Source organism: Cypionkella sp. PAMC25878, assembly GCF_058135695.1.
Map to the genome: position 1 here is coordinate 4,608,502 of NZ_CM176871.1, position 25,761 is coordinate 4,634,262.

Sequence of the window (25,761 nt, forward strand, 5' to 3'; positions counted from 1 at the left end):
GGGTGGCTCCCGAACCTTAACCGCACCTTGGAATGGGCTTTCGCAAAAGCGCAGTCCAAGACGCGATTAGCTGGGCCGGAGGTTGCCCCCCGACCCAGCCATCAATCAGAACCGAGGCGAACCCCGGCGCAAATTACTTCAGTTCAACTTTGGCGCCAGCGGCTTCCAGAGTTTTCTTGAAGCCTTCAGCGTCAGCTTTGCCAACGCCTTCTTTGACTTTGCCGCCGGCCTCAACGAGGTCTTTAGCTTCTTTCAGGCCCAGACCGGTGATGGTGCGGACTTCTTTGATGACGTTGATTTTGTTCGGACCAGCTTCGGTCAAAACAACGTCAAACTCGGTTTGCTCTTCAACCGGAGCAGCTGCAGCAGCCGGGCCAGCAGCCATCATGACAGCGCCACCAGCAGCTGGCTCGATGCCATAGGTGTCTTTCAGGATGGTTTTCAGTTCTTGCGCTTGCAGCAAGGTCAGGCCAACGATTTGTTCGGCCAATTTGTTCAGATCAGACATTTCATGTTCCGTTCAGTTAAGATGGTTCCAACGAGGTGGGGGATCAACCCCACGCGAGTCCGAAGATTAAGCGGCTGCTTTTTCTTCGATGGTTGACAGAATGCTCGCGATGTTGCTTGCAGGCGCGCCAATTGCACCAGCGATAGCAGCCCCGGGCGCACCGATGCACGAAACGATCTGAGCGATAAGCTCTTCACGCGACGGCATGGAAGCGACGGCTTTGATACCGGCCTGGTCCAGAACCGTGTCACCCATTGCACCACCAATGATGACGAACTTGTCGTTCGTCTTGGCATATGCTTCGCAGACCTTGGCCGCAGCCACGGGATCTTCCGAATAGGACAACATGGTCATGCCCGTCAGCAGCGCGCCCATCTTTTCAGACGGCTTGCCACCAAGGGCGATCTTGGCGAGCGTGTTCTTGGCAACGCGAACGGACCCACCTACGTCACGCATTTTTGCGCGCAGGTCCTGCATCTGTGCAACTGTCATACCCGCGTAGTGGGCGACCACTACAACGCCAGAGCTTGCGAAGATTTGGCCGAGTTCATCGACCACTTTCTCTTTCTGGGCTCTATCCACAGTTTCACTCCAAGGTTGGGGGTTTCCCCCCGGCTCAATTAAGCCCGTCTGATGACGGACATCGGGTCCTTGCTACGGTTCCCGAGCCAAAATCGCATGCTGCGACATCATCTCGTTCCCCATCTCGGGCAGGATATTAAGGCGTTTGCGCGCCACCGGCCGTCTCGGACAGGATGGGGCTTGCGGGTTTGCACCCCTTCGCCCCACCATCCCTTCCCCGAGGGGTTGGGAATTTCGTTTCGCACGGTGGGGTAAAACCCCACCCTACGGCGTGGTAGGGTGGGGTTTTACCCCACCAAACCGATTATTTCGCAGCAGCCGAAGCCAGATCCAAAGCAACGCCCGGGCCCATCGTCGAGGCCAGCGATACCTTTTTCAGGTAGGTGCCTTTAGCGCCAGTCGGACGTGCACGGGTCACGGCCTCGACGAAAGCGCGGATGTTCTCGGCCAGTTTCTCATCCGAGAAGCTGACTTTGCCGATGCCAGCATGGATCACGCCAGCTTTTTCGACTTTGAACTGCACTTCACCGCCCTTGGCAGCTTCAACGGCCGTTTTCACGTCCATCGTCACGGTGCCAACCTTCGGGTTCGGCATCAGGTTGCGCGGCCCAAGGATTTTGCCCAGACGGCCCACCAGCGGCATCATGTCCGGCGTTGCGATGCAACGGTCGAACTCGATTTTGCCGGATTGGATGGTTTCCATCAGGTCTTCTGCGCCAACGATGTCAGCACCAGCGGCTTTGGCTTCATCAGCCTTGGCACCACGGGCGAACACAGCGACGCGCACGGTTTTGCCAGTGCCGTTCGGCAGAGCAACCACGCCGCGGACCATTTGGTCTGCGTGACGCGGGTCAACGCCGAGGTTCATCGCAATTTCCAGCGTCTCATCGAATTTCGCCGAAGCCGCACCCTTGATCAACGCAACAGCGTCTTCCACGGTGATCAGCGATTTGCCTTCAAAAGCCTTCTGCGCAACGGCAGTCCGTTTACCAATCTTGGCCATGACTTACCCTTTCACTTCGATGCCGCAGGATTTCGCCGAACCCATGATCACCTGCATCGCGGCCTCAACAGAGTTCGCGTTCAGGTCTTTCATTTTGGTTTCAGCAATCTTGCGGACCTGTGCCAGCGACACAGCGCCGACAACCGTGTGACCCGGCTTGACCGAGCCTTTGGCGCGGTTGCGCTTGCCAACCGGCGGCAGGCCAGCAGCCTTTTTCAGCAGGAACGAGGCAGGCGCGGTCTTCAGCTCAAGGCTGAACGACTTGTCCTGATAATATGTGATGACGACCGGAGTCGGGGTGCCCAGTTCCAGATCAGCGGTTTTCGCGTTGAATTCTTTCACGAAAGCCATGATGTTCAGGCCGCGCTGACCCAGCGCGGGGCCAACCGGCGGGGATGGGTTGGCTTGGCCCGCTTTCACTTGCAGCTTCAAGCTGCCGATAATCTTCTTGGCCATCTGGCCTCTCCTTTATCACTGCGAACGCTCGGTATTGAGCGATGCGGTTTAGTGGTTCGGGTTGTCACCGGGTTACCCTCGGCGCGCCCCTCCCACGCGATGCACTTAGATGTTTTTCGACACCTGAGTGAATTCCAATTCCACCGGGGTGGCGCGACCAAAGATCGACACCGACACCTTCAAGCGGCTGTGTGCCTCATCAACGTCCTCGACCATGCCGTCAAAGCCTTCGAACGGGCCGTCAGTAACCTTGACCTTCTCGCCGGTTTCAAAGCGGATCAGGTTGCGCGGCGCTTCCAGACCTTCTTCGACACGGTTCATGATCAAGTTCACTTCGGCATCGCGCATCGGCATCGGTTTGCCTTGCGGCCCCAAGAACCCGGTGACGCGGTTGATCGAGCTGATCAGGTGATAGCCTTGGCTCGACATTTCCATCCGCACCAAAACATAACCCGGCATGAAACGACGCTCTGACGTCACTTTCTTGCCGCGGCGCACTTCGATCACTTCTTCGGTCGGCACCAACACTTCGTCGATTTCGTCGCCAAGATTGGCTTCAAGCACGGCCGTTCTGATCTGCTCGGCAACTTTCTTCTCGAAATTCGAGAGAACGCTTACCGAATACCAACGCTTGGCCATGCCACTTCCACCTTGTCTGCCCGGCCGCCTCTGCGCCCGAATGTTCTGTATTTACAAGCGGTTAATCCGCCCTGCCCGTCTTGAGCCCCGAACAAAAAACAGCGCGCAACCCGAATCGCTGCGCGCCTTTGTCCTTTGGATTGGGGCGGAATACCGCCCCAGACCGTCAATTTCAAGGGAATTCGCCCCGCCTCGGCCAGATTTGACCTGACGAGTTTAGTTTAGAACCCGGTGACGATCATCGTCAGGCCCAGCCGGATCACATAATCCACCAAACTGAAGAACGTCGCGGTCAATGCTGCCATGATGAACACCATCACGGTGGTCAGCATCACCTCGCGGCGCGACGGCCAAGCGACCTTGGCCACCTCGGCGCGGACCTGCTGCATGAACTGGACGGGATTGATCGTTGCCATTTTCGGATTCCGCGCTTTCTAAGATGTTCCCGGCGAGATACGCGCATCACGCCGGGATTTCAAGCGGCAAGCCTTACCGCGTCACGATGGGGGGCCGAGTGTTACTCCGCAGCCCTGCGCGGCAAGCGCCAGTTCGGGCGGATGAAGTGGCAGGTATACCCCGTCGGCAAGCGTTCCAGATAATCCTGATGCTCGGGCTCGGCCAGCCAGAACGGCCCCGCAGCGGCAAGTTCCGTCACCACTTTGCCCGGCCAGAGCCCGCTTGCATTCACATCCGCAATCGTATCCAACGCCACTTCTTTCTGCGCCTCGGAGGTATAGTAAATCCCTGAGCGATAAGACGGCCCGCGATCATTTCCTTGCCGATCCGGCGTAGAGGGATCGTGGATCTGGAAGAAAAACTCCAGCAGTTCGCGATAGCTGACCACTGCCGGATCAAAATCAATCGCAATGCCCTCGGCATGAGAGCCATGGTTGCGATAAGTCGCGTTCGCCACATCGCCGCCAGTATAGCCCACGCGCGTGCTGATCACGCCGGGGCGCTTGCGGATCAGATCCTGCATACCCCAGAAACAGCCACCAGCCAGAATTGCGGTCTCTTGCGTCATTTCACATCCTCCACTTGGTCAATGTATTGGCCATAGCCTTCGGCCTCCATGTCGTCGCGATGCACAAACCGCAGGCTGGCCGAGTTGATGCAATAGCGCAAACCACCTCGGTCGCGCGGCCCATCCGGGAACACATGCCCCAAATGGCTGTCGCCATGGGTCGAGCGCACCTCGATCCGCATCATCCCCAAACTGCCATCGCGCAACTCCGCCACATGGGCGGGCTCAATCGGCTTGGTGAAACTGGGCCAACCGCAGCCGCTCTCAAACTTATCCGATGACGCAAACAGCGGCTCGCCGGAAACGATATCAACATAAATCCCCGGCTCGTGGTTATCGAGATACTCCCCCGTCCCCGGCCGCTCGGTGCCATTGCGCTGCGTGACGCGAAACTGCTCAGGAGACAGGGCGGCGATACGGTCGGCGGATTTGGTGTAAGTCGTCATGGCGCACTCCCTTATGATCCGATCTGGAATATGGGGCGATCTAGGCCAAGTTTCCACCACCATCGCAGGCTTGTGTAGCATTGAAACAATGGGAAAACAGGCCTGGCAGGAGTTGGGGGACTCGAACCCACGACCCTCGGTTTTGGAGACCGATGCTCTACCAACTGAGCTAAACTCCTAAGGCCTGCGGTGGGGTTACGGCAGCCTAAGGGGGAAATCAAGGGGGGAATCGGGGTTGGCGCGCAGAAAGCGTGACGCTATGCACAGCGCCAGCCCAAACCACGGATACCCCAGATGATTCCCACCCGCTTTGCCCACATTGTCTTCGGCCTGATCCTGTCAGGGCTGATGTCGTGCTTTGTGTCCGGCCTGTCGACCTTTCGCACCATTGGCCTTGTCGATCATTTCCTGCTGGAGTGGATGGGCAACTGGGTGACCTCTTGGGCGCTGGCGTTTCCGACCGTGCTGGTGATCGCGCCGATCACCCGCCGCATCGTCGGGCGGCTGGTCAAGCAGGCTTAGGCCGCAACCGGGCGATAGCAACGCACCACGCCCGAGACAGAATGGCTGATCGTGGTCACCGTCACCGTGCTGCCCTCGCGCGTGGTCACCGTGCTGGTCGCAGGCGCGCTTAACGCCAGTTGAATGGTCTGCACCGGGCCAGAACGCGGCGGAATGTTCTGCTCGATCACCTCAACCATCCCCGGCGAGATCACGCTGATCACCAAGCCGGAATGATGCGGCAAACCCCGCCCCTCGGTGCGGGAGTTCTCCGAAAAACTGGTGCCATCCAGGCTGGTCACGTCAATCCGCGTGATTTGCGTCCAGGTATAGCCTTGATATTGCACCACATCGCCCGCCTGCAACGCGGCCACATTGATCGCTGTGCCCCAGACATAAGACACGTTCGGGCCGAAATTCGGCGTCTGCGGGGTCGAGGATTTGCCCCCTGCCCCGACAATAGCCGCCTCCACCAACGTCCAACACTCCCCATCGCCATAGCGCCCGGACTGGCGTTGCGCAAAAGCGATGGCAGTGGCGGCGGTATAGGGCATGATCTGCTCCGTGGATTGATGATGAAATGCGCCTGTGTGGGCTGAAAATATGCGGCCCATGCGGAGAGGCTAGCAGGTTTCGCGCGACGTGTCTGCGGCGTTGCGCTAGTGGTGAGGTGGAAGCCTCCGGCGGGGATATTTGAGCGCAGAGGATGACCGAAACACGTCAGGTTCATCCTCTGCGCTCAAATATCTCCGCCGGAGGCATCTTAGGCTTTAACAAGCGTCCACCAAAAAGCAAAAACGCGCGAGGTTGCCCCCGCGCGTTCTTTAACGTCAAGAAAAGCCTAAGCTTACTTGATGATTTTCGACACCACGCCTGCGCCGACGGTGCGGCCGCCTTCGCGGATGGCGAAGCGCAGTTTTTCTTCCATCGCGATCGGCGCGATCAGGGTCACGTCGAACTTCAGGTTGTCGCCCGGCATCACCATTTCGGTGCCTTCTGGCAGCTCAACCGTCCCGGTCACATCCGTGGTGCGGAAGTAGAATTGCGGGCGGTAGTTGGCGAAGAACGGGGTGTGACGGCCGCCTTCTTCCTTGGTCAGAATGTAGGCTTCTGCCTCAAACTTGGTGTGCGGGTTGACCGACTTCGGCTTGCACAGCACTTGGCCGCGCTCAACGCCTTCACGGTCGATGCCGCGCAGCAGGATACCGACGTTGTCGCCTGCTTCACCACGATCCAACAGCTTGCGGAACATCTCGACGCCGGTGCAAACCGACTTCTTGGTGTCACGAATACCCACGATTTCAACTTCGTCGCCAACGTTGATCACGCCGCGCTCGATCCGACCGGTCACAACCGTGCCACGACCCGAGATCGAGAACACGTCCTCGATCGGCATCAGGAACGGCAGATCGACCATACGGGTCGGGGTCGGGATGTAGCTGTCGACAGCCGCCATCAGCGCGCGGATCGACGACTCGCCAATGTCAGCGCGTTCGCCGATCATCGCCTGGTGCGCCGAGCCTTTGATGATCGGAATGTCATCGCCGGGGTAATCGTACGAGCTGAACAGCTCGCGCAGTTCCATTTCCACCAGTTCGATCAGCTCTTCGTCGTCGACCAGATCGACCTTGTTCATGTAGCAAACCATGTACGGAATGCCGACCTGACGGCCGAGCAGAATGTGCTCGCGGGTCTGCGGCATCGGGCCGTCCGAGGCTGCGCAAACCAGGATCGCGCCGTCCATCTGTGCCGCACCGGTGATCATGTTTTTCACATAGTCAGCGTGGCCGGGGCAGTCGACGTGGGCGTAGTGGCGGGCTTCGGTTTCGTACTCAACGTGAGCGGTCGAAATCGTGATGCCACGCGCACGCTCTTCCGGCGCACCGTCGATTTGGTCGTAGGCACGGAATTCACCAAAATATTTGGTGATCGCTGCCGTCAAAGTGGTCTTGCCGTGGTCAACGTGGCCAATCGTGCCGATGTTGACGTGCGGTTTGTTCCGTTCAAACTTTGCCTTTGCCATGGTCGGGGCGCCCTATCTTTGCGGGCCCATCAGCAGGCCCAATCTACACGGGCGGGCACTTAACCGTCTGGCCGGGGAAAATCAAGGGGCCGAGCATGCGGCACGCCCAGATCGGGCCCAGATGGGGCGGTCCTAGCACGTAACCTTAACGTGCGAGTTTGACGCGTCCCGCTTTGATGGCGGGGCTGTCGGCGGCGACGATGGCGTTGTTGCGCGGCGAAAGGAGCACCAGCACGTTCTGCGAAAAGCCCTCAATCGTCTCACGATAGTCGTTCTGGGCTGTGGGGGCCACCGCCGCCCCAATCGGCCCGCCGACGCGGACCCGTTGCGAAGTGGCAAAAACAGCAGTTGGGGCCACGATCTGCCGACCCGTCGTAGCATCAGTCACGGTGAGGGTGCCCTTCACATAGCTCGCCCCGCCCAGCATCATTTCCTGCATCCGCGACATCAAACGCACCTCTGTCACCGTCACCCTCACATCGGCATTGCCCTGCGGGATCGGCAGCAACTTGCGCTGCAGGGCGTGCGTCAGATCGGCATTGATCTGCGCAGGCGGCACATCAAACGCCATCTTGCGCCCGGCAACGCCAGCGATCGCTGCGGTATCGACCCTGACGTTGCGGACGACAAGATTGGCCGCCGCCTGATCCTCTAGTATATGCGGCGCAGTACAGCCCAGCAGGGCCAACACACTCAGCACGGCAACGAGGCGCATGGTTATGGGGTTCCTGTTTTGGGAACCGTTTTGCTTGGCACGGGCAGGATGGGCAGGGGTTTAACCGGGGTCGGTTTGGCTGGGGCCGGCTTGGCAGGCGTAAGTTTAACGGGTTTCGCCGGAGGCGTCACGGCGGTGGGTGTAACCGCCGGAGTCACCACAGCAGGCGCCGTGACCGCAGGCTTTCCCGTAGCCGGGGTTGCCGCCGCCTTGCCCTTCGGGGGCAGGCCGAACCATTCAGGATTGTCCAGCAGCCATTTCTCCACCGATTTCGCGGCGTTATAGGACAGAATCTCCATCTGCTTTTTCTTGTTCTGCGTCACACCCGAGCCGATGACGGTTTCCGGCGACATATGCTCAAAGATGGTCAGCTGCTTGCCCTCTGGGTTCAGCTTTTTGCGCGCCGCGTCGTCCCAGATATTGGCGGTCACCACCAGCACCGATTTTGGCTTCAGCACCAACGGCACGCCCGGAGGCGCCAAAGCGTAGCCGTCGATGGAAATCCCAATGTTGTAAAGCTTGTCGCCCTCATAGCGGCCAAAACGGTCATCCACCGCCTTCTTGATCGCCGCCTCCCAATCTTCCTTGCTGGCATCGCGGGAGATCGGCACCTTTTGCACATTATCCGCGACGGCAATGTTCAGACCAAGGCGGAAATCCCCCAAAGGCACCGGCGGCTCTTTCAGGTCATTGGTCTGGCAGGCCGCCAGAGCACTCAAACCCAGCCCAAAAGCAAGCAAACGAAGCACACGCATAAACGATTCCCTTTGGGGAGTATGGCATTGCTTTTTGGGATAGCGGGGCTTGGCCTGCAAAGCAACCGCAAGCGCAGCGACGGGGAACCGTTGTCTCGCGAAGACGTTACCAAAGCGCAGACGACAAGTCTGCGCAATGCGATGGAGGGTGTGATGTTCCCGTATCTGCGTTTGATCTTGGTACATCTTTGGGTGGCCTGCACGGCCGGGGTCGTCCTGATCGCGGCGCTCTCGCTAGGCTTTGTATCGGTGGCAACTTTCGTATGGGCTGGTGTGATTGGGATCGTGTTGGGCGTGCCCGCAGGATTGCTGAACTGGGCTTACCTTCGCCCGCGTCGCTCGCGGCAAATTGGCTGGAACTGGCGGCTCGCAGACTGGGTGCGTGACACGAAAATTTGATCTGCGTACCTGCAATCATTGCGGAGCAACCGCAAAGATCAACCTATGCGCCTTCGCTCCCGAGATTCAGACCGAATCCCGCGCCAAGGCGCAAGCCCGCTCGGCGACCGCGTCGCCATCGTGACGGATATCACGTGCCGCACCTCCCACTTGCACCCCATCGCCTTTTTTCCCGGTCACGGTGACGTGAAGCAGCGAGGGCGCGCCCATATACTCGCCCTGCCGGATGGTAAAGTTGCCCGGCCCCCGACCGAGATCGACTAGCAAGCCGCCCAAGGCCGCAGCCGCAGCGCCTGTGGCAGGGTCTTCCTCCACGCCGCCCACCGCAAAGGCATTGCGGGCGACGAAAGTGTCGGCATCTTCGCGGTAAAGCAGACTGATCGTGGTCAGGCCTTCGCGCTGCATCAGAGCCAGCATCGGTGCAAAATCATACTGCATGCCGGCAAGGGTCGCGCGATTGTGCAGCGCCAGCACGGCATGAGTTGCCCCGGCATGGGCAAGATGCGGCTTTAAGTCAGGATCGACATCGGCCTCGGACAATCCAAACTGCTGCAGCAGATCGGCCCGCAGTGCCCACGGCATCGGCTTTGACCATGTCGGCGGTGAGGTCAGCACCGCCTGCCAGCCGTCAGGGGTCAATTCAGCCTCAACAGAAATCCGCGCCTGTGACAGTTGCAGATCATAGCGCCCCGCCCCGAACCGCTGCCCCAAGGCACAGCCCAGCGCAATCGTGGCATGGCCGCAGAACGGCACCTCGGCTTGCGGAGCGAAATAGCGCACCTGCCACGCATCGCCATCCCGCGCGGCAAAGGCGGTTTCCGAATAGCCGACCTCGCGCGCAATCCGCTGCATCTCCGCGCGGGCAGGCAGCGCCTCGCCAATCACCACCCCCGCTGGGTTTCCGCCCTGATCGCCCAAAGCAAAAGCTGCAATCCGTTCTATCTGCATCACGTCCCCGCTTGGCCATTCGAAGACCGCAATCTGCCAGACGCCCCCTTCCGCGACAAATTCCGATTTGTGGGCTGAACTATCATGCGCCCGAATGTCCCCTTTGCCGCTGGCCAGCCCCGGCCTATCTTCTGTGCAAAGGAGACCACCATGTCCTATTCCGCCGCCAATCCTGCGCGCGTCCCCCTCGGCAGCACGCCGCTTGGCATCCTGGGTTCCCTCAAAGCCGCCCGGCGCAATGTGCTGGAACTGATCCCCGAAGCCGCCACGCATGCGCCGATCCTGTCGGGCACCACCGGCAAGCGCTGGCATATGGTGATGGACCCGGAAACCCTGCGCCACATCCTGCGCGACCGGGTGAATGATTATCCGAAATCGCTGGTGACCAAGCTGATCCTCGGCCCCGCCATCGGCGACAGCCTGTTCGTGGCTGAAGGCGAGCATTGGATGTGGCAGCGCCGCGCAGCCGCCCCGGTATTCACCCATCGCAATGTGGCGGCCCTCGCCCCGGTAATGAGCCATGCCGCCGAGCGTTCCGCCGCCCGCATTGCCGCCAATTTGGGCCGGGGTGCCGATATGTTCGCCGAGATGGTCACGGCGACCTTCGAGGTGATCTCCGATGTGACCTTCTCGGGCGGTGCCGGGTTCGACCGCGCCTCGGTGCATAAAGCGATTGAGACCTACATCGGCCAAACCGCCAAAATCTCATTGCTGGATATTCTCGGAGCCCCCACTTGGGTGCCCCGCCCCGGTCGCATGGTAGCCAGCCAAGGCATCCGCGAGATGAAACGCGTCGCCGATGCCGCCATCGACCAGCGCCGCAGCGATGGCGCAAAAGCCACGCCTGATCTTCTGGACCTGCTCTTGAAGGCCGAAGACCCCACCAGCAACCGCCAAATGTCCACGGCGGAGTTGCGCGATAACCTGCTGACCTTCATCGTCGCGGGCCATGAGACCACCGCCCTGACCCTGTCTTGGGCGCTTTACCTCTGCGCCTTCGCCCCCGAGATCCAAGCCGAAGCCCGCACCGAGGCGCAAGCCGCCTTGGGTGATCGCGCCGCCACCGTCGCCGATATCGCCAGCCTCCCCCTCACCCGCCGCATCGTCGATGAAGCCCTGCGGATGTATCCCCCCGCCGCCTTCCTGTCGCGCACCGCCCAAACCAATGACACCCTGCTGGGTCGCGCGGTCCGCAAGGGCGACACCGTCATCCTGCCGATCTACGCCCTGCACCGTCACCATGCCTTGTGGAAAGACCCCGACGCCTTCAACCCCGCCCGCTTTACCGACCCAAAGGCCATCGACCGCTTCGCCTACCTGCCGTTCGGTGACGGCCCGCGCATCTGCATCGGCGCATCTTTTGCGCTGCAAGAGGCCGTGATTATCCTCGCCACCCTGCTTGCGCGCTTCAAATTCACCCGCATCCCCGGACGCGACCCCAAGCCGGTGATGATCCTGACCCTGCGCCCGGAAGGCGGCGTCTGGCTCCAGATCGACGCCGCTTGAAATTGGGGCTTGAGGCTTGCCAAACACACACCCCGTCGCAATAGTTTCCGCAACCCCAAACCTTCCCAAGCGAAGCCGGAGTCCTGCGATGAAAGCCCTGATCCTAACTGCCCTGCTGGCCGCCCCGGCCACAGCGCAAGAAACCAATGTTACCCTGCACATCAGCTTCGACGCAGCCTCTGCCACCAAACTGCAAGAAGCGGGCGAGATGGTCATCATCTCCAGCTATTTCTGGGGCGATCCTGCGACAGGCAATGTGCTGCCGGTCAATGAAATGGGCCAGCTTTATCTTGGCGGCGAACAGGCCACCGTCTGGCCGAATGAGCAAACCATCTCCATCGGCCACAGCCTTGCCGGCGCGCCCGTCGGCAATGTCGAAGCGCCGATGGTCAATGTGAACGTCTATTCGGCTCGCATCACTTCCGAGGATAACCTCTTGGATTGCGGCATCGTCGATGGCCCCACCGATGCGCTGTCAAAAACTACCCAAGACATCACCTGCAAACTGATCGGAGACTGAGATGCAACCCGAAGCCATGGCCCTGCACATGGGCCTCGACCTGCCCGACTTTGACAAAATCGGCTATTACGGCGCCGATTATGGCACGATGAAGCCCTATCATCGCGTAGGATCCCTGCTATTTCTGTCGGGCCATGTCGCGCAGATCGGCACCCAGATCACCCACAAAGGCCGCTTGGGCCAGAACCTGACCACCGAACAAGGCTACGCCGCCGCCCGCCAAACCGGGCTGAACGTGCTGGGCGGCATTCGTCAGGCGGTAGGTTCACTCGATAAAGTCAAATCCATCGTCCGCACGCTGAATTTTGTGGTCTGCACGCCCGAATACGAAGACGTCCACAAAGTCTCCTCCGGCATGTCCGACCTGTTCGTCGAGGTGTTCGGCCGCGACATAGGCCTCGGCGGACGCGCCACCATTGGCATCATGGCGCTGGCGAATGGCGTCTGCTTTGAGACTTGGGCGACGGTGGAAATCGCCGACTGATCCCGCTCCCAGCCGCCCCGGCGCAGGCCGGGGCCTCGAGCCGTCAAGCGCAACCCAAGGGGCCCCGGATCAAGTCCGGGGCGGCGAGGAAGGCGGAAAAGTCAGCGCAGCAGGCCTGAACCGCTCAAGCCTTATCCCGCACCTTCATGGCATTGTTCAGCCCCTGAAACACCTCAAACCGTCCGGTCTTGCGCAGCAAATCCGACAGCTTGGCCGAGCCATAGGATCGCGGATCAAAGTCAGGATGCAGTTGCGTGATCACCTGCCCCAACTGCCCCAAGGAATAATCATCCTGATCCGGGTCGATCTTTTTCATCGCATCGCTGATCAACGGAATGGCCTGCGCCGCCGATTGCTTACCTGCCGCCACAGGTTCACTGCGCGCAGCATCCGGCTTGCCGGGCTTGGCCTCCACCACCTCGGCCCCGCTGATGATATTCTCGATAAACACAAACCGATTGCAGACTTTCCGCAGGGAATCCGGCGTCTTAGACTCGCCAATCCCGATCACCTGCAAGCCATCCTCGCGGATGCGGCTGGCCAACCGGGTGAAATCGCTGTCCGATGACACCAGCACAAAGCCGTCGACCTTGCCCGCGTGCAAAATATCCATAGCGTCAATCACCAGCCCAATATCGCTGGCATTCTTGCCCTTGGTATTGGCCGACTGCTGATGCATCACCAGCCCCAAATCCCGCGCGGCTTCCTTCCACTGGGTCAACGCTTGACTAGACCAATCACCATAAACCCGCCGCAAGGATGGGTCGCCAAAGCTGGCAATCTCATCCAAAATCGCCACCGCATGGCGCGCTGGCACATTGTCGGCGTCGATCAAAACCGCCAACCGAGGCGTGCGCCCGGCAATCGTTGTCATATTGGCAGACATAAGGTCCTCGCTTTTCCTCTGGTGATGCCCGAAAAACCCGCAATCCGATAGAGCAAACTGCCAAAGCCAATTCGCTAAAACTTACCTAAAATTGTCATCCTCTCTGCTCAAATATCCCACGGGGGAGTCCGCTTGACTGTTCCAAGCGGACGGGGGTGTGAAACCACCTCCCGGCCTGCAAAACCGCCCCGGTCAGCACACCACCTCAATCAAAAACGGCCCACGCCGCGCCATAGCCCCGGCAAACGCGCTCACAAATTCATCCGCCGTCACCGCCCGCACCGCATCGACCCCATGGCCCTGCGCCAGCGCAACCCAATCCAGCGACGGCTCCACCATATCAAACATCCGGTTCACATTGCGGCCGACATCCGCGACGCCAACATTCACCAACTCGCCATGCAGGATTTTATAAGTGCGGTTGGCAAAGATCACCACACACACATCCAACCCCTCGCGCGCCATCGTCCACAGGCTTTGCAGCGTATACATCGCCGAGCCATCGCCCGACAAAGCCAAAACCTTGCGCTCCGGGCAAGCCACCGCCGCCCCCACCGCCGCAGGCAGGCACTGCCCGATCGCGCCGCCCATCGTCACCAGCACGTCATGGCCACGCGCGCCGACCATCGGCAGGCCCACAGGCTGACCCGAGGTGATCGCCTCATTCACCACAACTGTGTCTTCCGGCATCAGATGCGCAATCGCTTGGCCGACCTTCTCAAGGCTCATCGCCCCCGATGGCAGTACAGGCAGATCGAGCGCCTGAAACGCTTCGTCCGGCAGATCATCCGAAGCCCCCAACTCCCGCGCAATCTCGCGCAAGGTCCAAGCGTAATCCATGTCGATAGAACACAGCTCAATCACCCGACACTCCGGCGATTCCGGCAGGCTCGGCTTGCCCGGATAGGCGAAAAACGCGGTGGGGCGCTGGGTGCCACACAACACCAGCACCGACTTATCCGCCAGAATCCCAACGTTGGTATCCACCTCATAAGCCAGCCGCTGCATCAGCACCGACCCCGCCCCCCGCCTTGAACGGGCCGAGAAAAACGGTGCCATCAACCGACAGCCCGAAGCCCGCGCAATCCGCGCCGCAACCAGCCCAAGATCGGTATACAAAGCCGCCCCATCCACCATCAAAGCCGCACCCGGCAGCATCAAAGCCCGCGCCGCCACCGCCACATCTTCTGTCCGGGGCCGCCGCAACGCAGGTGCCGCCGCCGCCGCCGCCGCACCCTCGGCCGCCTCCCAAGCCGTATTGGCGGGCAGGATCAATGTCGCAATCTGCCCATTGGCCGACCGCGCCGCCTGCACCGCTGCCGCGCCATCGACAGCCACCTGCGCCGCATCGCCAGAAACCCGCGTCCAATGCGAAATCGCCTGCGAAATCCCCACCGTGTCGCCCTTCAACGGGCTTTCGTGCTTCAGATGATAGCTGGCATGATCCCCCATGACGTTGACGATGCCGGACTGCGCCTTGCGGGCATTGTGCAAATTGGCAAAAGCATTGCCGAACCCCGGTGCCAGATGCAGCAAAGTCGCCGCCACCCGCCCCGACATCCGGTAATAGCCATCCGCCGCACCGGAAACCCCGCCCTCAAACAAACACAGAATGCAGCGCATTTCAGGATGCCGATCCAAGGCCGCCACGAAATGCATCTCCGACGTGCCGGGATTGGCAAAGCAAACCTCCACCCCCGAGGCCAGCAGCGTCTTTACCAAACTCTCAGCACCGTTCATCGTGATCTCCCCCTGTTGCCGCCAATCTGCGCGGGGGACGCGGCGAGATCAAGCGATCAACGCCACCGCCTGCGCCCCCAGCACCGCCAAAGCCTGCGCAGGCGCGATACCCAGCAACAGCCCGCGCTGACCCGCATTGATCCAGACCTTTTCCGCCCCGCAAGCCGAGGCTTCAATCGCCACCGGAACCACCCGTTTGGGGCCGAACGGAGAAATCCCGCCCACGCGATACCCGGTCAGCTTCTCGGCCTTCGGCACCGCCATCATCGCCGCCGCCTTGCCACCAAACGCCACGGCCACCTTCTTCATCGACAACTGCCGATCCGAGGGGATCACGCAGCACGCAGGCTTGCCATCCACCTCGACCATCAGGGTTTTTAGGGTCAGGGCAGGATCCAGACCAAGCGCGGCTGCGGCGGCAAGGCCCACCGCCTCTGCATCCGGGTCATAGGTATAGGGATGCAGGGTGAAGGCGATCCCTTTGGTTTCCAGAAATTTCACACCCAGAGTCGCGGCCATTGCGGTGCCTCACTTTACGAATTCGGCATCGTTGTGCAGGATTTCGCGGTCAGGAACACCGCCGCTTTGCGGATCACATGCGGATCGCCGGTCAGAAAAAACCTACCCTTGGAAATCTGGCCCTGCAACCGTGGCTCGGCGACCAGATTGCCACAGATAAAAATCGAGATCACCCGCCCTTGCGGACTTTGCGTAAAGATCGCCAACGCCTCAACCCACTCTGGCGTCACCGTTACGTCCAGCGCATCCTGATTGTTGAAATCCTTGATCACTGTGGCGCTTGCAATCGCCTTGGGCGGCAAATCCAAAGCCTGCGTGTCAAACTCGAAATGCAAAAACCCCTCGTCGCCAGCAAAGGCAACGAAGGGAGTCATAATACAAGCAATGAGGGCAAGGGCGTTTGATTTCAACGCCTTGCCCATTTGATTAATACACCACCACCGCCCGAATGCTTTCGCCGGAATGCATCAGGTCAAACCCCTTGTTGATGTCTTCCAGCGGCAGGATATGGGTGATCAGGCTGTCGATCTCGATCTTGCCATCCATATACCAATCGACGATTTTCGGAACGTCCGTACGGCCGCGTGCGCCTCCGAAGGCGGTGCCTTTCCAGACCCGGCCTGTGACCAGTTGGAACGGCCGGGTCTCAATCACCGCTCCCGCGGGCGCCACGCCGATGATGATCGACTGACCCCAACCGCGATGGGTACATTCCAGCGCATCGCGCATGACTTTGACATTGCCGGTGCAATCAAACGAGTAATCCGCGCCGCCGATCTTATCAAACGCGGTCTTGGTCAGATCGACAATCGCCTGCACCACCGAACCTTCGATTTCTTTCGGGTTGATGAAGTGGGTCATCCCGAACTTCTCGCCCCAAGCCTTCTTGTCGTTGTTCAGATCAACGCCGATGATCATCCGCGCGCCCGCCATTTTCAGACCCTGAATGACGTTCAGACCAATGCCGCCCAGACCAAACACCACGGCGGTCGCGTCATGTTCCACCTTGGCGGTGTTCAGCACAGCGCCAATCCCGGTGGTAACCCCACAGCCGATGTAGCAAATCTTGTCAAACGGCGCATCCTCGCGCACCTTGGCCAAGGCAATTTCGGGCACAACCGTGTGGTTGGCGAAGGTCGAGCAGCCCATGTAGTGATGGATCGGCGTGCCATCCAGCATCGAGAACCGCGAGGTGCCATCCGGCATCAGCCCCTGCCCCTGCGTCGTGCGAATGGCAGTGCAAAGGTTGGTTTTCTGGCTCAGGCACGAAGGACATTCCCGACATTCCGGGGTGTACAGCGGGATGACGTGATCGCCGACTTTCAGCGATTTCACACCGGGGCCAACGGCAATGACCACGCCCGCACCTTCGTGCCCCAAGATCGCCGGGAACAGCCCTTCCGGGTCGGCACCCGACAGGGTGAATTCGTCAGTATGGCAAATACCGGTGGCCTTGATTTCCACCAGAACCTCGCCCTCTTTCGGGTCGGCGAGGTTAACCTCCATGATTTCAAGCGGTTTGCCTGCGGCAATGGCGACGGCTGCACGGGTGCGCATGGGGGGATCCTCCGAGGTGGTTTGGGCCAGATAAAATTTGCGCCAAACTGGGCCAACCCGCGAAAAATTGCAACGCTGGAAACGACCTGTTTCGGGTTGTTGCCGCTTTCGTGGTTGCTGCAGCGGCGCGGGGCGGGCTAAGAATGCGAGATAATTTGTAGGAAGTTCCGCGCGCGCATGGTTGCCTTGTTTTCCCCTTTTCTGCGCCGGAACATGGTGGGTGTTCTGGCTGCGGCTTGCCTCACGGCTTGTGCCATGGGCGGGCAGGTGCGGATGGGGCCGGTGTCGAAAATGCTGAAACCGCAGCCAGATCTGTGCGGCGCGGCGGCCCTGATCGACGTGGTGGGTCAGCCGTTTACCCAGCTCGCCGATCATCCGCTGGCAGGCCCGCTGCGGGTGTTGTGGCCTGAGCAAGAAATCACCGATGAGGTCGTCCCCAATCGGCTCAATGCAGAAGTCACTAACGATCAGCTGATCCTGCGGCTATCTTGTGGGTAGTCAATAAAAAGGTGCCGCCATGCGTTTCTCTGCTCTGCTGCTTACCCTGCCCATCGCCCTGATGGGCTGCCTGCCCGAACCAGAACCATCCGCGACCGAGCCCTCGCCCATCGAAGATGCCTGTGAGGCCAGTGGCTTGCAGGATTTGGTCGGACAAAGCGCGAAAAAGCTGGAAGTGATGCGCTTCGCCCATACGGTGCGGATCATCCGGCCCGGCATGGCGGTGACGATGGATTATTCGCCCGAACGGCTGAACATTGAGGTCAATGCCGCCGAGATCATCACCCGCGTCAGTTGCGGCTGAACCCACTGGCCGCAGGAGCAAGTCCTGCGGCCAGTGCGATTGAATGGTTACTTGCTCGCCACGCGGAAGGTGGTGTGGCAATCCTTGCAGGCGCCGCCAATCGCGCCCATCCCGGCTTTGATGCCCTCCGCCGAGGCCACATCCAACGCGGTCGCGGCAGTGTTCAAGGCGTTGGCCTTGCCGACGAAATCATCCCAATTCGTCCAAATCTCGGGCTTGGCGCCCGAGGCCGGATCGTTGCCCGCTTTCTCAAACTTGACATGAACATCGGCGGAACCCGCGACCAAAGTGGCCTTGGCGGCTTCAGCGGCAGTGGCGTCATAAGCGACCTCACCCGAGGCCATGCCGCCCAAGGCTTTGGCGGCACCGCCGAAGGACTTCATCAGATCCTTCTGGGCAATCACTAAGGGATCGGTGGCCTCAACTTCAGCAAAGGCGATACCTGCGAAAAGGGTCAATGCGGTGGCGAGGGCTTTGGTGGCTAAACGCATGAGAGAACTCCGGGTTGAGACAAGAGGCTCAGTATAGCCAAAGCTTTGCAGACGGGAACAGACTTTGGTCTGATCGGGCGGAAATGAGGGCTGTGGTTCTGACCGGGAAACAGGAGCCGCCTCGGGGCCCATCGAGGGCCCGCTCGGCGGCGCTGCCGGGGAATGGATGGGAAGCCGGGCGCGGGCTGTGGCGTTGCATTTGAGTATTTGTCAAAGAGCAAATCCCGTTAGCGAAGCGTTAACTCAAACCTGCGAATTTATCTCCACGGTACAGGGAGGAGTCCCGATGACCGTAAAGAGCAAGTCGCCCCGGCCCGCCTGCATAGCTTCCAGCGGATCGGATCGGTGCCGCGTGGCCGGGGCGCGATCTTTGCATTGCTCTTTTGCAAATACTCAAACGCAACCTGCCCGCCAGCGCACCGCTGGGCAGCCCTCCCCCGGCAGCGCTGCCGAGCGGGCCCTCGATGGGCCCCGAGGCGGCACCCCGGTTCGGGTCAACGCAGGGCCTGCAGAATCTCCAGGCTCGGGTAGCCATCCGGAACCAGACCGCGCGCGCGCTGAAATGCCTTCACCGCCGCCACGGTCAGCGGGCCGACTTTGCCGTCGGCAGTGCCCGCATAGACGCCTGCAGTCAGCAGCCGCGATTGCATTTCCTTGCGTTCGTCCAGCGTCAGGGCGCGCAGATCGCGCGGCCAGCTGGCTGTGAACGCTGGCCCACCCGCGATGCGGTCGGCAAGATGGCCGACCGCTATCACGTAAGCATCGGCTTTGTTATAGGCTTCAATCGCGGCGAAATTGTCGTAGACCAGAAACGCCGGGCCGCGTGCGCCTGCGGGCAACAGCAGCGAGGCCCAGCCGGAGGCGGGCAGGCGTGTTGCATTGGGTAAGGTCACGCCCATTTCCGCCCAAGTGCTCAATGGTTTTTGCGTGCGGTTCCCGGCCAAGCCATAGTCAAAGCCTGTGGGCAAGCGGACCTCATCGCCCCAGCGTCCGTCCTTCTTCCAGCCTGCGTTGGCGAGGTAGGCGGCGGTGGAGGCCAAGGCATCTGCCGGATCATCGCTCCAGACATCCGGCTTGCCCGACCCGTCAAATTTCACTGCCAGTTTCAGATAGGACGAGGGCATGAATTGGGTATGCCCCATCGCCCCCGCCCAGCTTCCAACCATTGCGGAGGGTTTGACCACACCCGATTGCAGGATTTGCAGGGCCGCGATCAGCTCGGCTTCAAAAAACGCCCCGCGCCTTGTGTCATAGGCCAGCGTCGCCAAAGCGCTGGGCGTGTCGATGTCGCCGCGCACCAAGCCAAAGGCAGATTCCAACCCCCAGATCGCCAGAACCACATGTTTATCAACACCATAGCGCGCTTCGATCTGATCGAGCAGCGGGCCATGCGCTTTCAACGCCTTTTGCCCCGCCACAATGCGATCTTCCGATACCGCTTTGTCGAGGTAATCCCAGATCGTCTTGGTGAATTCATCCTGCTTGCGGTCACGCTCGATCACCGGTGGTAAGAAATGCACCCCGGCCATCGCGGTATCAAACGTGGCCGCAGAAATCCCCGCCGCCAAGGCCCGGCCCCTAAACCCGGCGATCCATGCCTGCAATCCGGCCTCGCTGCCATTCTCGATCACGTCGCTTGCCCCTGCACTTGCCGCCGAATCCACAGATTCCTCCGTCATATCCTGCGCAGTGGCACCTGTTGAGCCGAAAGCAAGCACCAGCACTACAATGCGGAAGTATCGGATCAACGGGGCACCTATTTTGCGTGGCGGCCAGAGTACTGGCGGCCACAGCGGGCGCAAGCACCCTTTCCGCTTAGGCCGCGATACGGCCGTCCGCGCGTAGATCTTGGCGCAGCGCCAGCAGCTCATGCATCAGGCTGGCATTCTGCCGCTCCATCCGGCGCAGGTTGTCCTGCATTTCTTCGATGGTGCGATTGCCGGTGTTTTGCAGCAGGAACACCATCAGAAAGGTGGAGATTGTGGTGCCCGTATTGATGATCAGCTGCCATGTGTCCGAGTAACCGAACAGCGGCCCGGTCACCGCCCAAAGGGCGACAACCAGAAACGCCGCCATGAAGGCGTAGGGGCTGCCAAGCCCAGCGGAAATCCATTCGGACAGGATTTCAAAGCGATTGGTGAGGTAGGTTTTCATAGTGATCTCCTTCAGACAGCCGTTTCCGGCCGTCCGTCAAAGGATCACATGATCCCCGAGGAACGGGCCCGAAACGGCAAATGCGGTCGACTGCGACTTGACATGGGGTTGAGGTTCCTGGGTTTCACAACGCAAAGGGTTGCAGGGCCGCGATAGGCCGAAGCGGCCTGCGGGTCAATTCACAAAAGATTGCACTTTGGCGTTTTATTGAGGCGGCGGGAAGGTTTACCGCCGTTTGCGTACGATCTTACGTTTGGTTGCGGCATCCTTGGCGGCAAACTTTCCCGGTTTGCGCGGCTGATAGCGCCCCGGTTTCGCGCGGCCTGTCGGCAAGGTGGCACCTTCGATGTTCAACAGGTCCAGCACGATGCCGCCGGTCATCGGCGTGGCTTCGGCCAGCCGCACCGTGACGCGCAGACCAATGCCGATTTCGATCCCGCTATCCGACCCGATCAGCATCTGCCGATCTTGGTCGTAGTGGAAATACTCTCGCCCCACCGAGCGGATCGGCACCAGCCCATCGGCCCCGGTCTCATCCAGCTTCACGAACAGGCCAAAGCGCTGCACACCCGAAATCCGGCCCGCAAATTCGTTGCCGACCCGTTCCGACAGAAAGGCCGCAAGGTAGCGGTCATTGGTATCGCGTTCGGCGACCATCGAGCGGCGCTCGGTGTCGGAAATCAGCTTGGCGGTTTCGTCAAGGTTTTCGATATCCCAGACCGACAGCCCGTCATCGCCCCAGCCATGCGCCGAAATCAGCGCCCGATGCACGATCAGATCGGAATAGCGCCGGATCGGTGAGGTGAAATGCGCGTAGTTGCGCAGGGCCAGCCCAAAATGCCCGAAGTTCGCCGCATTATAATAGGCTTGCGTCATCGAGCGCAGGGTGGAGATGTTCATCAACTCGTCAAATTCGGTGTCCTGCGCTTGCGCCAGCAACCGATTGAGATGTGCGGTTTTCAGCACCTGCCCCTTGGCCAACGTAAACCCCGACGCCTCAGCCACTTCGCGCAAAACCTCCAGCTTATCTGGCGAAGGTTCTTCATGCACCCGGAACAGCAAAGGCCGTTTCAGGCGGACCAATTCTTCTGCCGCCGAGACATTGGCGAGGATCATACATTCCTCGATCAGCTTATGCGCATCGAAGCGCGGCTTGAAGGCGACCGACGTGACCTTGCCCTCATCCGACAGTTCGATCTTGCGCTCGGGCAGTTCCAAATCCAGCGGTTGCCGCAACGCGCGGGCCTTTTTCAACGCCGCATAGGCCGCGTAAAGCGTGGTCAGCACCGGCAGCAAAAGCGCCGTCGCCGTATCCGCCCGCCCGTCAATCGCATCCTGCACCTGCCCGTAATGCAACGAGCCTTGCGAGCGCATCAGGCCGCGGGTGAAGCGGTGGCTCAGCTTTTGGCCATGCGCGTCAATCCGCATCTGCACGGCCAAACACGCCCGATCCACATGCTCGTGCAACGAACACAAATCGCCCGACAGCAGATCCGGCAGCATCGGCACCACGCGGTCGGGGAAATAGGTCGAGTTGCCACGCTTGCGGGCCTCCCGGTCCAGCGCCGAATTCGGCCGGACGTAATAGGCCACATCGGCAATCGCCACCCAGATGAAAAAACCGCCCGCGTTCTTCGGATCAGTATCCGCCTCGGCATAAACCGCATCGTCACGGTCGCGGGCATCAATCGGGTCGATGGTCAGCAAAGGCAGGCCGCGCAGGTCTTCGCGTTTGCCCAAAGGCGCAGGCTGCGCCGCATCGGCCTCGGCAATCACCGCATCGGGGAATTGATCGGGGATGCCATGCTGGTGAATGGCGATCAGGCTGACCGCGCGCGGGCCGTTCGGATCGCCCAAGCGGGCGGTGATGCGGGCTTGCGGCAGGCCAAGCCGCTTCGGCCCCACCTGCTCTGCCTCAACCAACTCACCATCGCGGGCATCGAAGGTATGATCGCGCGCGACCTTCCATTCCTTATCAACGCCTTTATCGACCGGAATAATCCGCCCGCCCTCGGCATTGCTACGGAAAACCCCCAGCAGTTTCAAAGGGTTTGATCCCAAAGCCCGGATCAACCGCGCCTGATAGCCGTAATCCTGCCCACCCACAGGCGTCAGCCGCGCGAGGATCTTCATCCCCCCCGCCAAAGCCACATCGCCCTTCTGCGGCATGATCAAAATACGCGGCGGGGTGTCGGTTGCATCGGCTTCCAACGGCTGCGCAAACAGATCGCCGTTGCTATCCGGCGGCAGTACCAGCAACACCGACACCGGCGGCAGAGCGCCGGGTTCGCGGTAGCTGCGGGCCTTCTTCTCGATGCCGCCCTCGGCCTCAAGTTCCTTCAGCATCCGCTTCAGATCAATCCGCGCATCGCCTTTGATGCCAAAGGCCTTGGCAAGGTCGCGCTTTCCGGTCAGGCCGGGGTTCTCGGTGATCCATTGGCGGATCTGGTCTTTTGTGGGCAAGTTGTTCATCCCTTGCCCCTAGCACGAGAAGGCCCGCACCGAAAGACCGCCGTTACGCAACAGCCCGCGCTCCGGCAGCTTTGCCCGCCCAGCGCCCTGTTGCCGCCACGCCGGTCAGCAGATAGCCCCCGGTCGGGGCCTCCCAATCCAGCATCTCGCCACAAACGAACATGCCGGGGATGGCTTTCAGTTCCAGCCCCTCGGTCACAGCCGACTGCTTGACGCCGCCCGCCACCGAAATCGCCTCATCCAACGGCCTCGGGCCTGCCAGCTTCATCGGCAGGGATTTGACGGCCGCAACCGTCTCCAGCCCCCGGCCAAATTCCATCACCAAGCCAACTGCCGCAGGCGACAGCCCCAACTTGCGCAAGCGGTTCGCCAAAGTTTCGCCGGGCTTCATCCGCGAAAGCCGCGCCGCAATCTCATCGCCCGGGACATCCGCCATCAGATCCAGCCGCAAGGCCGCACCCTCACGCAAGGCCCGCGACACCGCATAAACCCCGCCGCCCTCAATGCCCTTGGCGGAAATCACAAACTCCGCCCGCTCGCGCTGATCACCAACGACCAAAGCCGCCCCCTTGATCGCGGTGCCGAAGAACTTCGCCATATGCGGCGTCCAATCGACGGCAAAGCCCATATTCGCCGGCTGCCACGGCGCAATCTCGACACCCTTCGCCGCCAACCACGGCACCCAAGCCGCATCCGACCCCAGCCGCGCCCAAGACGCCCCGCCCAAGGCCAGAACTGTCACCGCAGGCTTCAAAACCTGCGCGCCCTCGGGCGTTTCAAACGCCAAAGCGTCACCGTCAAACCCCGCCCAGCGCCAGCGCGACCGCAGTTCCACGCCCGCGCCCTCCAGCCGCTTCAACCATGCCCGCAGCACGGGCGAGGCTTTCATTGACCGAGGGAAAACCCGCCCGGTTGATCCCGTAAACACCTCTTGCCCCAAAGCCCGCGCCCAGATGATCATCTCACGTGGGCCAAATTCGGCCAGCATCGGGCGCAGCCATTCATTGCGATACTCGGCGATGAACGAACTGCGGTCCTCATCCTTGGTGATGTTCAACCCCGACTTGCCCGCCATCAGAAACTTGCGCGCGGGACTGGGTTTGGCCTCACAGACCACCACCTTGTGCCCTGCCCGCGCGAGTTCCTCTGCCGCCATCAGACCCGCAGGGCCAGCGCCAATCACCAAAGCATCCATCAGATCATTCCTTTGGGCATCGCGCCCTTAATTTCCACGACGCGGTGCGGGTAAGGCATCGCAATCCCCTCGGCTTTCAACGCGTTCCAGATCGCGAACAGTACCACCGAGCCGTATTTGTTCTTACCGTCGTCAATGCCGTTGACCCAGTATTCCACCGCGAAATCGACGCTGCTTTCGCCAAAGGCCCGCAACTCGCAATCTGGCCCATCGGGTTGCTGCAACACAAAGTCCAACGCCGCCACAGCCACCTCAATCACCGAAGGCACCTTATTAATATCGGTGTCATAACCCACCGAGAACAAAGCCTCATAGCGGTTGGCACTTCCCGCATCCGAGTAGTTCACCACCCGCGTGGTGACAAAATGCTCATTCGGCACCACGATCCATTTGCCGTCAAACGTCTCTAGCACGCAAGCACGCGCGGTCATCTTGACGATGGTGCCCTTCTCGCCGCCGTCGAGTTCGACATAATCGCCCACGGTGGTCTGACCTTCGATCAGCAGAATAATCCCACTGACAAAATTCGCAGCGATCTGCTGCAGGCCCAGCCCGATGCCGACACCCAACGCACCACCGAGCAAAGCCACAGCGGTCAGATCAATCCCCATGATGCTCATCAGCAGCAGGAAGGCCGCGCCAAAAATCACCACCTCGGTCGCCTTCACCGCCAACTCACGGGTGGCGGGGCGCAGTTCTTCCTGCTTTTTGATGTAATCGGCGGATTGGCGGTTCGACCAAGACCCCAGCCAGAACAACAACCCACCGGCAATCAGACCCCGGATCAGCGCCATCACCGAAAACCGGATATTGCCCAGCGCGATGATGGTTTCTTCCAAGCGCAGCGAAATGTCATCCAGCAGGCCAACCGCATAAAGCGCGGCCACCGGCACCAGCACATATTTGCCCAACAGCTTCAGGAACGGATCGCGCAAAACCTGTTGCACGAACAACCGCGCGGCCAGAAAGAAAAACACCCGCTTGCCGAGGGCAATCACATCGCCCGAGCCGAAGATTGAGCGCGTGACTTCCTCACCCGCTGCGGTAAAGCCATAGGCCAGCACCGGCATCAGCAGCGGCAGGAACCGCAGGGCAAAGCGCAGGATGGTGGCGATCAGCGTGTCTGTGTCACCGGGATCCAGCATCCGCCGCGCCAAAGGAGCGATGCGGCGCGAGGTATAGACCGCCGCGAACACCGCCAGCGCTAATAGCGCAAACTGCGACCATGCAGCGGGCGACAGCAGCCAGCCTTTGGCGACATCGCTGGCCTGATTAAGCCAGCTCATCAGCTTGGTGACGAATTCCGACTGCTTTTCCATACCGGGGCCCCGCTTTACTCCCCCTCCAGTGTCAAAGAACCTTGGGTAAAACAAGCCTGCGCGAATGTGGTATAGATGTGGGGCCGTTGGGCTGCGACCTGCACCGCAGGCGATTTC

The 25,761-nt window shown here is 60.6% G+C and carries 31 protein-coding genes and 1 tRNA gene; 7 read left to right on the top strand and 25 right to left on the bottom strand.

All coding sequences use genetic code 11. The features are described 5' to 3' along the window. Positions 1-133: 133 nt before the first annotated feature. The 9 genes from rplL to ACS5RD_RS23045 all read right to left on the bottom strand — a co-directional run bounded on the left by rplL (position 134) and on the right by ACS5RD_RS23045 (position 4,837). On the bottom strand, positions 134-508 hold the full coding sequence (gene rplL, locus ACS5RD_RS23005) for a 50S ribosomal protein L7/L12 (RefSeq protein WP_054008068.1): 375 nt from the start codon (positions 506-508) through the stop codon (positions 134-136). A gap of 66 nt (positions 509-574) precedes the next feature. After that, positions 575-1,090 (bottom strand): 50S ribosomal protein L10, encoded by a 516-nt coding sequence (rplJ, locus tag ACS5RD_RS23010; RefSeq protein WP_426033220.1) that lies wholly within the window; start codon positions 1,088-1,090, stop codon positions 575-577. Positions 1,091-1,394: 304 nt separating this feature from the next. Next, entirely contained in the window at positions 1,395-2,093 is a 699-nt protein-coding gene (rplA, locus tag ACS5RD_RS23015; protein ID WP_489929284.1) for a 50S ribosomal protein L1, read from the bottom strand. A 3-nt stretch (positions 2,094-2,096) separates the two neighbouring features. After that, a complete protein-coding gene (gene rplK / locus ACS5RD_RS23020) occupies positions 2,097-2,549 on the bottom strand; it encodes a 50S ribosomal protein L11 (protein WP_489929285.1) in 453 nt (150 codons plus the stop codon). 105 nt (positions 2,550-2,654) lie between these two features. After that, positions 2,655-3,188 (bottom strand): transcription termination/antitermination protein NusG, encoded by a 534-nt coding sequence (gene nusG, locus ACS5RD_RS23025; protein WP_489929286.1) that lies wholly within the window; start codon positions 3,186-3,188, stop codon positions 2,655-2,657. 221 nt (positions 3,189-3,409) lie between these two features. Further along, entirely contained in the window at positions 3,410-3,604 is a 195-nt protein-coding gene (gene secE, locus ACS5RD_RS23030) for a preprotein translocase subunit SecE (RefSeq protein ID WP_054008073.1), read from the bottom strand. A 101-nt stretch (positions 3,605-3,705) separates the two neighbouring features. Then, positions 3,706-4,212, bottom strand: a complete 507-nt coding sequence (msrA, locus tag ACS5RD_RS23035; RefSeq protein WP_489929287.1) for a peptide-methionine (S)-S-oxide reductase MsrA — start codon at positions 4,210-4,212, stop codon at positions 3,706-3,708. Next, on the bottom strand, positions 4,209-4,658 hold the full coding sequence (msrB, locus tag ACS5RD_RS23040; RefSeq protein WP_489929288.1) for a peptide-methionine (R)-S-oxide reductase MsrB: 450 nt from the start codon (positions 4,656-4,658) through the stop codon (positions 4,209-4,211). The genes msrA and msrB overlap by 4 nt, the downstream gene beginning before the upstream one ends. A 103-nt stretch (positions 4,659-4,761) precedes the next feature. Beyond that, positions 4,762-4,837, bottom strand: a tRNA-Trp gene (locus ACS5RD_RS23045). 115 nt (positions 4,838-4,952) lie between these two features. Between ACS5RD_RS23045 and ACS5RD_RS23050 the strand changes: the two genes are divergently transcribed. Further along, a complete protein-coding gene (locus ACS5RD_RS23050; RefSeq protein ID WP_489929289.1) occupies positions 4,953-5,180 on the top strand; it encodes a DUF2798 domain-containing protein in 228 nt (75 codons plus the stop codon). Here the strand turns inward: ACS5RD_RS23050 and ACS5RD_RS23055 are convergent. The 4 genes from ACS5RD_RS23055 to ACS5RD_RS23070 form a co-directional block, all read right to left on the bottom strand. Further along, a complete protein-coding gene (locus tag ACS5RD_RS23055) occupies positions 5,177-5,713 on the bottom strand; it encodes a hypothetical protein (RefSeq protein ID WP_489929290.1) in 537 nt (178 codons plus the stop codon). The two genes, ACS5RD_RS23050 and ACS5RD_RS23055, sit on opposite strands and share 4 nt — an antisense overlap. Positions 5,714-6,006: 293 nt before the next feature. Then, positions 6,007-7,182, bottom strand: coding sequence for an elongation factor Tu (gene tuf, locus ACS5RD_RS23060; protein WP_489929291.1), 1,176 nt, complete (start codon positions 7,180-7,182; stop codon positions 6,007-6,009). 145 nt (positions 7,183-7,327) lie between these two features. Next, positions 7,328-7,897 (bottom strand): hypothetical protein, encoded by a 570-nt coding sequence (locus ACS5RD_RS23065; protein WP_489929292.1) that lies wholly within the window; start codon positions 7,895-7,897, stop codon positions 7,328-7,330. A gap of 2 nt (positions 7,898-7,899) precedes the next feature. Further along, complete coding sequence (locus ACS5RD_RS23070; RefSeq protein WP_489929293.1) at positions 7,900-8,652, bottom strand: hypothetical protein; 753 nt, start codon at positions 8,650-8,652, stop codon at positions 7,900-7,902. Between the two features lie 21 nt (positions 8,653-8,673). Between ACS5RD_RS23070 and ACS5RD_RS23075 the strand changes: the two genes are divergently transcribed. Next, complete coding sequence (locus ACS5RD_RS23075; protein WP_054008079.1) at positions 8,674-9,051, top strand: hypothetical protein; 378 nt, start codon at positions 8,674-8,676, stop codon at positions 9,049-9,051. 66 nt (positions 9,052-9,117) lie between these two features. Here ACS5RD_RS23075 and ACS5RD_RS23080 read toward each other — a convergent pair whose 3' ends face one another. Continuing rightward, positions 9,118-9,999 (bottom strand): PhzF family phenazine biosynthesis protein, encoded by an 882-nt coding sequence (locus ACS5RD_RS23080; RefSeq protein WP_489929294.1) that lies wholly within the window; start codon positions 9,997-9,999, stop codon positions 9,118-9,120. Positions 10,000-10,149: 150 nt separating this feature from the next. Here ACS5RD_RS23080 and ACS5RD_RS23085 point away from each other — a divergent pair, with 150 nt between their 5' ends. The 3 genes from ACS5RD_RS23085 to ACS5RD_RS23095 all read left to right on the top strand — a co-directional run bounded on the left by ACS5RD_RS23085 (position 10,150) and on the right by ACS5RD_RS23095 (position 12,509). Next, complete coding sequence (locus ACS5RD_RS23085; protein ID WP_489929295.1) at positions 10,150-11,505, top strand: cytochrome P450; 1,356 nt, start codon at positions 10,150-10,152, stop codon at positions 11,503-11,505. An 88-nt stretch (positions 11,506-11,593) separates the two neighbouring features. Next, complete coding sequence (locus tag ACS5RD_RS23090; RefSeq protein ID WP_489929296.1) at positions 11,594-12,025, top strand: hypothetical protein; 432 nt, start codon at positions 11,594-11,596, stop codon at positions 12,023-12,025. Position 12,026: 1 nt separating this feature from the next. Beyond that, positions 12,027-12,509: a RidA family protein gene (locus tag ACS5RD_RS23095; protein ID WP_054008082.1), complete on the top strand. Its 483-nt coding sequence runs from the start codon at positions 12,027-12,029 to the stop codon at positions 12,507-12,509. A 124-nt stretch (positions 12,510-12,633) separates the two neighbouring features. On the opposite strand, the gene ACS5RD_RS23100 is transcribed toward ACS5RD_RS23095, so the two are convergent. The 5 genes from ACS5RD_RS23100 to ACS5RD_RS23120 all read right to left on the bottom strand — a co-directional run bounded on the left by ACS5RD_RS23100 (position 12,634) and on the right by ACS5RD_RS23120 (position 17,211). Next, positions 12,634-13,395: an NYN domain-containing protein gene (locus tag ACS5RD_RS23100; RefSeq protein WP_082351756.1), complete on the bottom strand. Its 762-nt coding sequence runs from the start codon at positions 13,393-13,395 to the stop codon at positions 12,634-12,636. 192 nt (positions 13,396-13,587) lie between these two features. Next, positions 13,588-15,135 carry an acetolactate synthase large subunit gene (locus ACS5RD_RS23105; RefSeq protein ID WP_489929297.1) on the bottom strand — a complete coding sequence of 516 codons (1,548 nt, stop codon included), beginning with the start codon at positions 15,133-15,135 and terminating at the stop codon, positions 13,588-13,590. 48 nt (positions 15,136-15,183) lie between these two features. Beyond that, complete coding sequence (locus ACS5RD_RS23110; RefSeq protein WP_054008084.1) at positions 15,184-15,654, bottom strand: YbaK/EbsC family protein; 471 nt, start codon at positions 15,652-15,654, stop codon at positions 15,184-15,186. A 14-nt stretch (positions 15,655-15,668) separates the two neighbouring features. Then, positions 15,669-16,028, bottom strand: a complete 360-nt coding sequence (locus ACS5RD_RS23115) for a hypothetical protein (protein WP_156317694.1) — start codon at positions 16,026-16,028, stop codon at positions 15,669-15,671. A gap of 52 nt (positions 16,029-16,080) precedes the next feature. Continuing rightward, a complete protein-coding gene (locus ACS5RD_RS23120) occupies positions 16,081-17,211 on the bottom strand; it encodes an S-(hydroxymethyl)glutathione dehydrogenase/class III alcohol dehydrogenase (RefSeq protein WP_054008086.1) in 1,131 nt (376 codons plus the stop codon). Positions 17,212-17,424: 213 nt separating this feature from the next. On the opposite strand from ACS5RD_RS23120, the gene ACS5RD_RS23125 reads away from it, so the two are divergent. After that, the gene (locus tag ACS5RD_RS23125) at positions 17,425-17,709 is read left to right on the top strand and encodes an I78 family peptidase inhibitor (protein WP_489929298.1); all 285 of its coding nucleotides are present in this window, start codon (positions 17,425-17,427) and stop codon (positions 17,707-17,709) included. Between the two features lie 19 nt (positions 17,710-17,728). Next, positions 17,729-18,013, top strand: coding sequence for an I78 family peptidase inhibitor (locus ACS5RD_RS23130; RefSeq protein WP_489929299.1), 285 nt, complete (start codon positions 17,729-17,731; stop codon positions 18,011-18,013). 47 nt (positions 18,014-18,060) lie between these two features. Here ACS5RD_RS23130 and ACS5RD_RS23135 read toward each other — a convergent pair whose 3' ends face one another. From ACS5RD_RS23135 to ACS5RD_RS23160, 6 genes are all read right to left on the bottom strand, one after another. Further along, positions 18,061-18,504 (bottom strand): c-type cytochrome, encoded by a 444-nt coding sequence (locus tag ACS5RD_RS23135; RefSeq protein ID WP_489929300.1) that lies wholly within the window; start codon positions 18,502-18,504, stop codon positions 18,061-18,063. 494 nt (positions 18,505-18,998) lie between these two features. After that, positions 18,999-20,249 carry a lytic murein transglycosylase gene (locus ACS5RD_RS23140; protein WP_489931422.1) on the bottom strand — a complete coding sequence of 417 codons (1,251 nt, stop codon included), beginning with the start codon at positions 20,247-20,249 and terminating at the stop codon, positions 18,999-19,001. A 70-nt stretch (positions 20,250-20,319) separates the two neighbouring features. After that, complete coding sequence (locus ACS5RD_RS23145; protein WP_054006036.1) at positions 20,320-20,658, bottom strand: low affinity iron permease family protein; 339 nt, start codon at positions 20,656-20,658, stop codon at positions 20,320-20,322. Positions 20,659-20,883: 225 nt separating this feature from the next. After that, complete coding sequence (gene rnr, locus ACS5RD_RS23150; RefSeq protein ID WP_489929301.1) at positions 20,884-23,130, bottom strand: ribonuclease R; 2,247 nt, start codon at positions 23,128-23,130, stop codon at positions 20,884-20,886. Positions 23,131-23,173: 43 nt separating this feature from the next. Next, positions 23,174-24,325 carry a TIGR03862 family flavoprotein gene (locus tag ACS5RD_RS23155; RefSeq protein WP_489929302.1) on the bottom strand — a complete coding sequence of 384 codons (1,152 nt, stop codon included), beginning with the start codon at positions 24,323-24,325 and terminating at the stop codon, positions 23,174-23,176. After that, complete coding sequence (locus tag ACS5RD_RS23160) at positions 24,325-25,644, bottom strand: mechanosensitive ion channel family protein (protein ID WP_489929303.1); 1,320 nt, start codon at positions 25,642-25,644, stop codon at positions 24,325-24,327. Before ACS5RD_RS23160 ends, ACS5RD_RS23155 begins: the two co-directional genes overlap by 1 nt. Positions 25,645-25,761: the final 117 nt, after the last annotated feature.

Bases quoted from the DNA above. Each gene is read 5' to 3' on its own strand.
- rplL (WP_054008068.1), bottom strand. From the start codon at position 508: ATGTCTGATCTGAACAAATTGGCCGAACAAATCGTTGGCCTGACCTTG.
- rplA (WP_489929284.1), bottom strand. From the start codon at position 2,093: ATGGCCAAGATTGGTAAACGGACTGCCGTTGCGCAGAAGGCTTTTGAA.
- rplK (WP_489929285.1), bottom strand. From the start codon at position 2,549: ATGGCCAAGAAGATTATCGGCAGCTTGAAGCTGCAAGTGAAAGCGGGC.
- nusG (WP_489929286.1), bottom strand. From the start codon at position 3,188: ATGGCCAAGCGTTGGTATTCGGTAAGCGTTCTCTCGAATTTCGAGAAG.
- secE (WP_054008073.1), bottom strand. From the start codon at position 3,604: ATGGCAACGATCAATCCCGTCCAGTTCATGCAGCAGGTCCGCGCCGAG.
- msrA (WP_489929287.1), bottom strand. From the start codon at position 4,212: ATGACGCAAGAGACCGCAATTCTGGCTGGTGGCTGTTTCTGGGGTATG.
- msrB (WP_489929288.1), bottom strand. From the start codon at position 4,658: ATGACGACTTACACCAAATCCGCCGACCGTATCGCCGCCCTGTCTCCT.
- ACS5RD_RS23050 (WP_489929289.1), top strand. From the start codon at position 4,953: ATGATTCCCACCCGCTTTGCCCACATTGTCTTCGGCCTGATCCTGTCA.
- ACS5RD_RS23055 (WP_489929290.1), bottom strand. From the start codon at position 5,713: ATGCCCTATACCGCCGCCACTGCCATCGCTTTTGCGCAACGCCAGTCC.
- tuf (WP_489929291.1), bottom strand. From the start codon at position 7,182: ATGGCAAAGGCAAAGTTTGAACGGAACAAACCGCACGTCAACATCGGC.
- ACS5RD_RS23065 (WP_489929292.1), bottom strand. From the start codon at position 7,897: ATGCGCCTCGTTGCCGTGCTGAGTGTGTTGGCCCTGCTGGGCTGTACT.
- ACS5RD_RS23070 (WP_489929293.1), bottom strand. From the start codon at position 8,652: ATGCGTGTGCTTCGTTTGCTTGCTTTTGGGCTGGGTTTGAGTGCTCTG.
- ACS5RD_RS23075 (WP_054008079.1), top strand. From the start codon at position 8,674: ATGGCATTGCTTTTTGGGATAGCGGGGCTTGGCCTGCAAAGCAACCGC.
- ACS5RD_RS23080 (WP_489929294.1), bottom strand. From the start codon at position 9,999: ATGCAGATAGAACGGATTGCAGCTTTTGCTTTGGGCGATCAGGGCGGA.
- ACS5RD_RS23085 (WP_489929295.1), top strand. From the start codon at position 10,150: ATGTCCTATTCCGCCGCCAATCCTGCGCGCGTCCCCCTCGGCAGCACG.
- ACS5RD_RS23090 (WP_489929296.1), top strand. From the start codon at position 11,594: ATGAAAGCCCTGATCCTAACTGCCCTGCTGGCCGCCCCGGCCACAGCG.
- ACS5RD_RS23095 (WP_054008082.1), top strand. From the start codon at position 12,027: ATGCAACCCGAAGCCATGGCCCTGCACATGGGCCTCGACCTGCCCGAC.
- ACS5RD_RS23100 (WP_082351756.1), bottom strand. From the start codon at position 13,395: ATGTCTGCCAATATGACAACGATTGCCGGGCGCACGCCTCGGTTGGCG.
- ACS5RD_RS23105 (WP_489929297.1), bottom strand. From the start codon at position 15,135: ATGAACGGTGCTGAGAGTTTGGTAAAGACGCTGCTGGCCTCGGGGGTG.
- ACS5RD_RS23110 (WP_054008084.1), bottom strand. From the start codon at position 15,654: ATGGCCGCGACTCTGGGTGTGAAATTTCTGGAAACCAAAGGGATCGCC.
- ACS5RD_RS23115 (WP_156317694.1), bottom strand. From the start codon at position 16,028: ATGACTCCCTTCGTTGCCTTTGCTGGCGACGAGGGGTTTTTGCATTTC.
- ACS5RD_RS23120 (WP_054008086.1), bottom strand. From the start codon at position 17,211: ATGCGCACCCGTGCAGCCGTCGCCATTGCCGCAGGCAAACCGCTTGAA.
- ACS5RD_RS23125 (WP_489929298.1), top strand. From the start codon at position 17,425: ATGGTGGGTGTTCTGGCTGCGGCTTGCCTCACGGCTTGTGCCATGGGC.
- ACS5RD_RS23130 (WP_489929299.1), top strand. From the start codon at position 17,729: ATGCGTTTCTCTGCTCTGCTGCTTACCCTGCCCATCGCCCTGATGGGC.
- ACS5RD_RS23135 (WP_489929300.1), bottom strand. From the start codon at position 18,504: ATGCGTTTAGCCACCAAAGCCCTCGCCACCGCATTGACCCTTTTCGCA.
- ACS5RD_RS23145 (WP_054006036.1), bottom strand. From the start codon at position 20,658: ATGAAAACCTACCTCACCAATCGCTTTGAAATCCTGTCCGAATGGATT.
- rnr (WP_489929301.1), bottom strand. From the start codon at position 23,130: ATGAACAACTTGCCCACAAAAGACCAGATCCGCCAATGGATCACCGAG.
- ACS5RD_RS23155 (WP_489929302.1), bottom strand. From the start codon at position 24,325: ATGGATGCTTTGGTGATTGGCGCTGGCCCTGCGGGTCTGATGGCGGCA.
- ACS5RD_RS23160 (WP_489929303.1), bottom strand. From the start codon at position 25,644: ATGGAAAAGCAGTCGGAATTCGTCACCAAGCTGATGAGCTGGCTTAAT.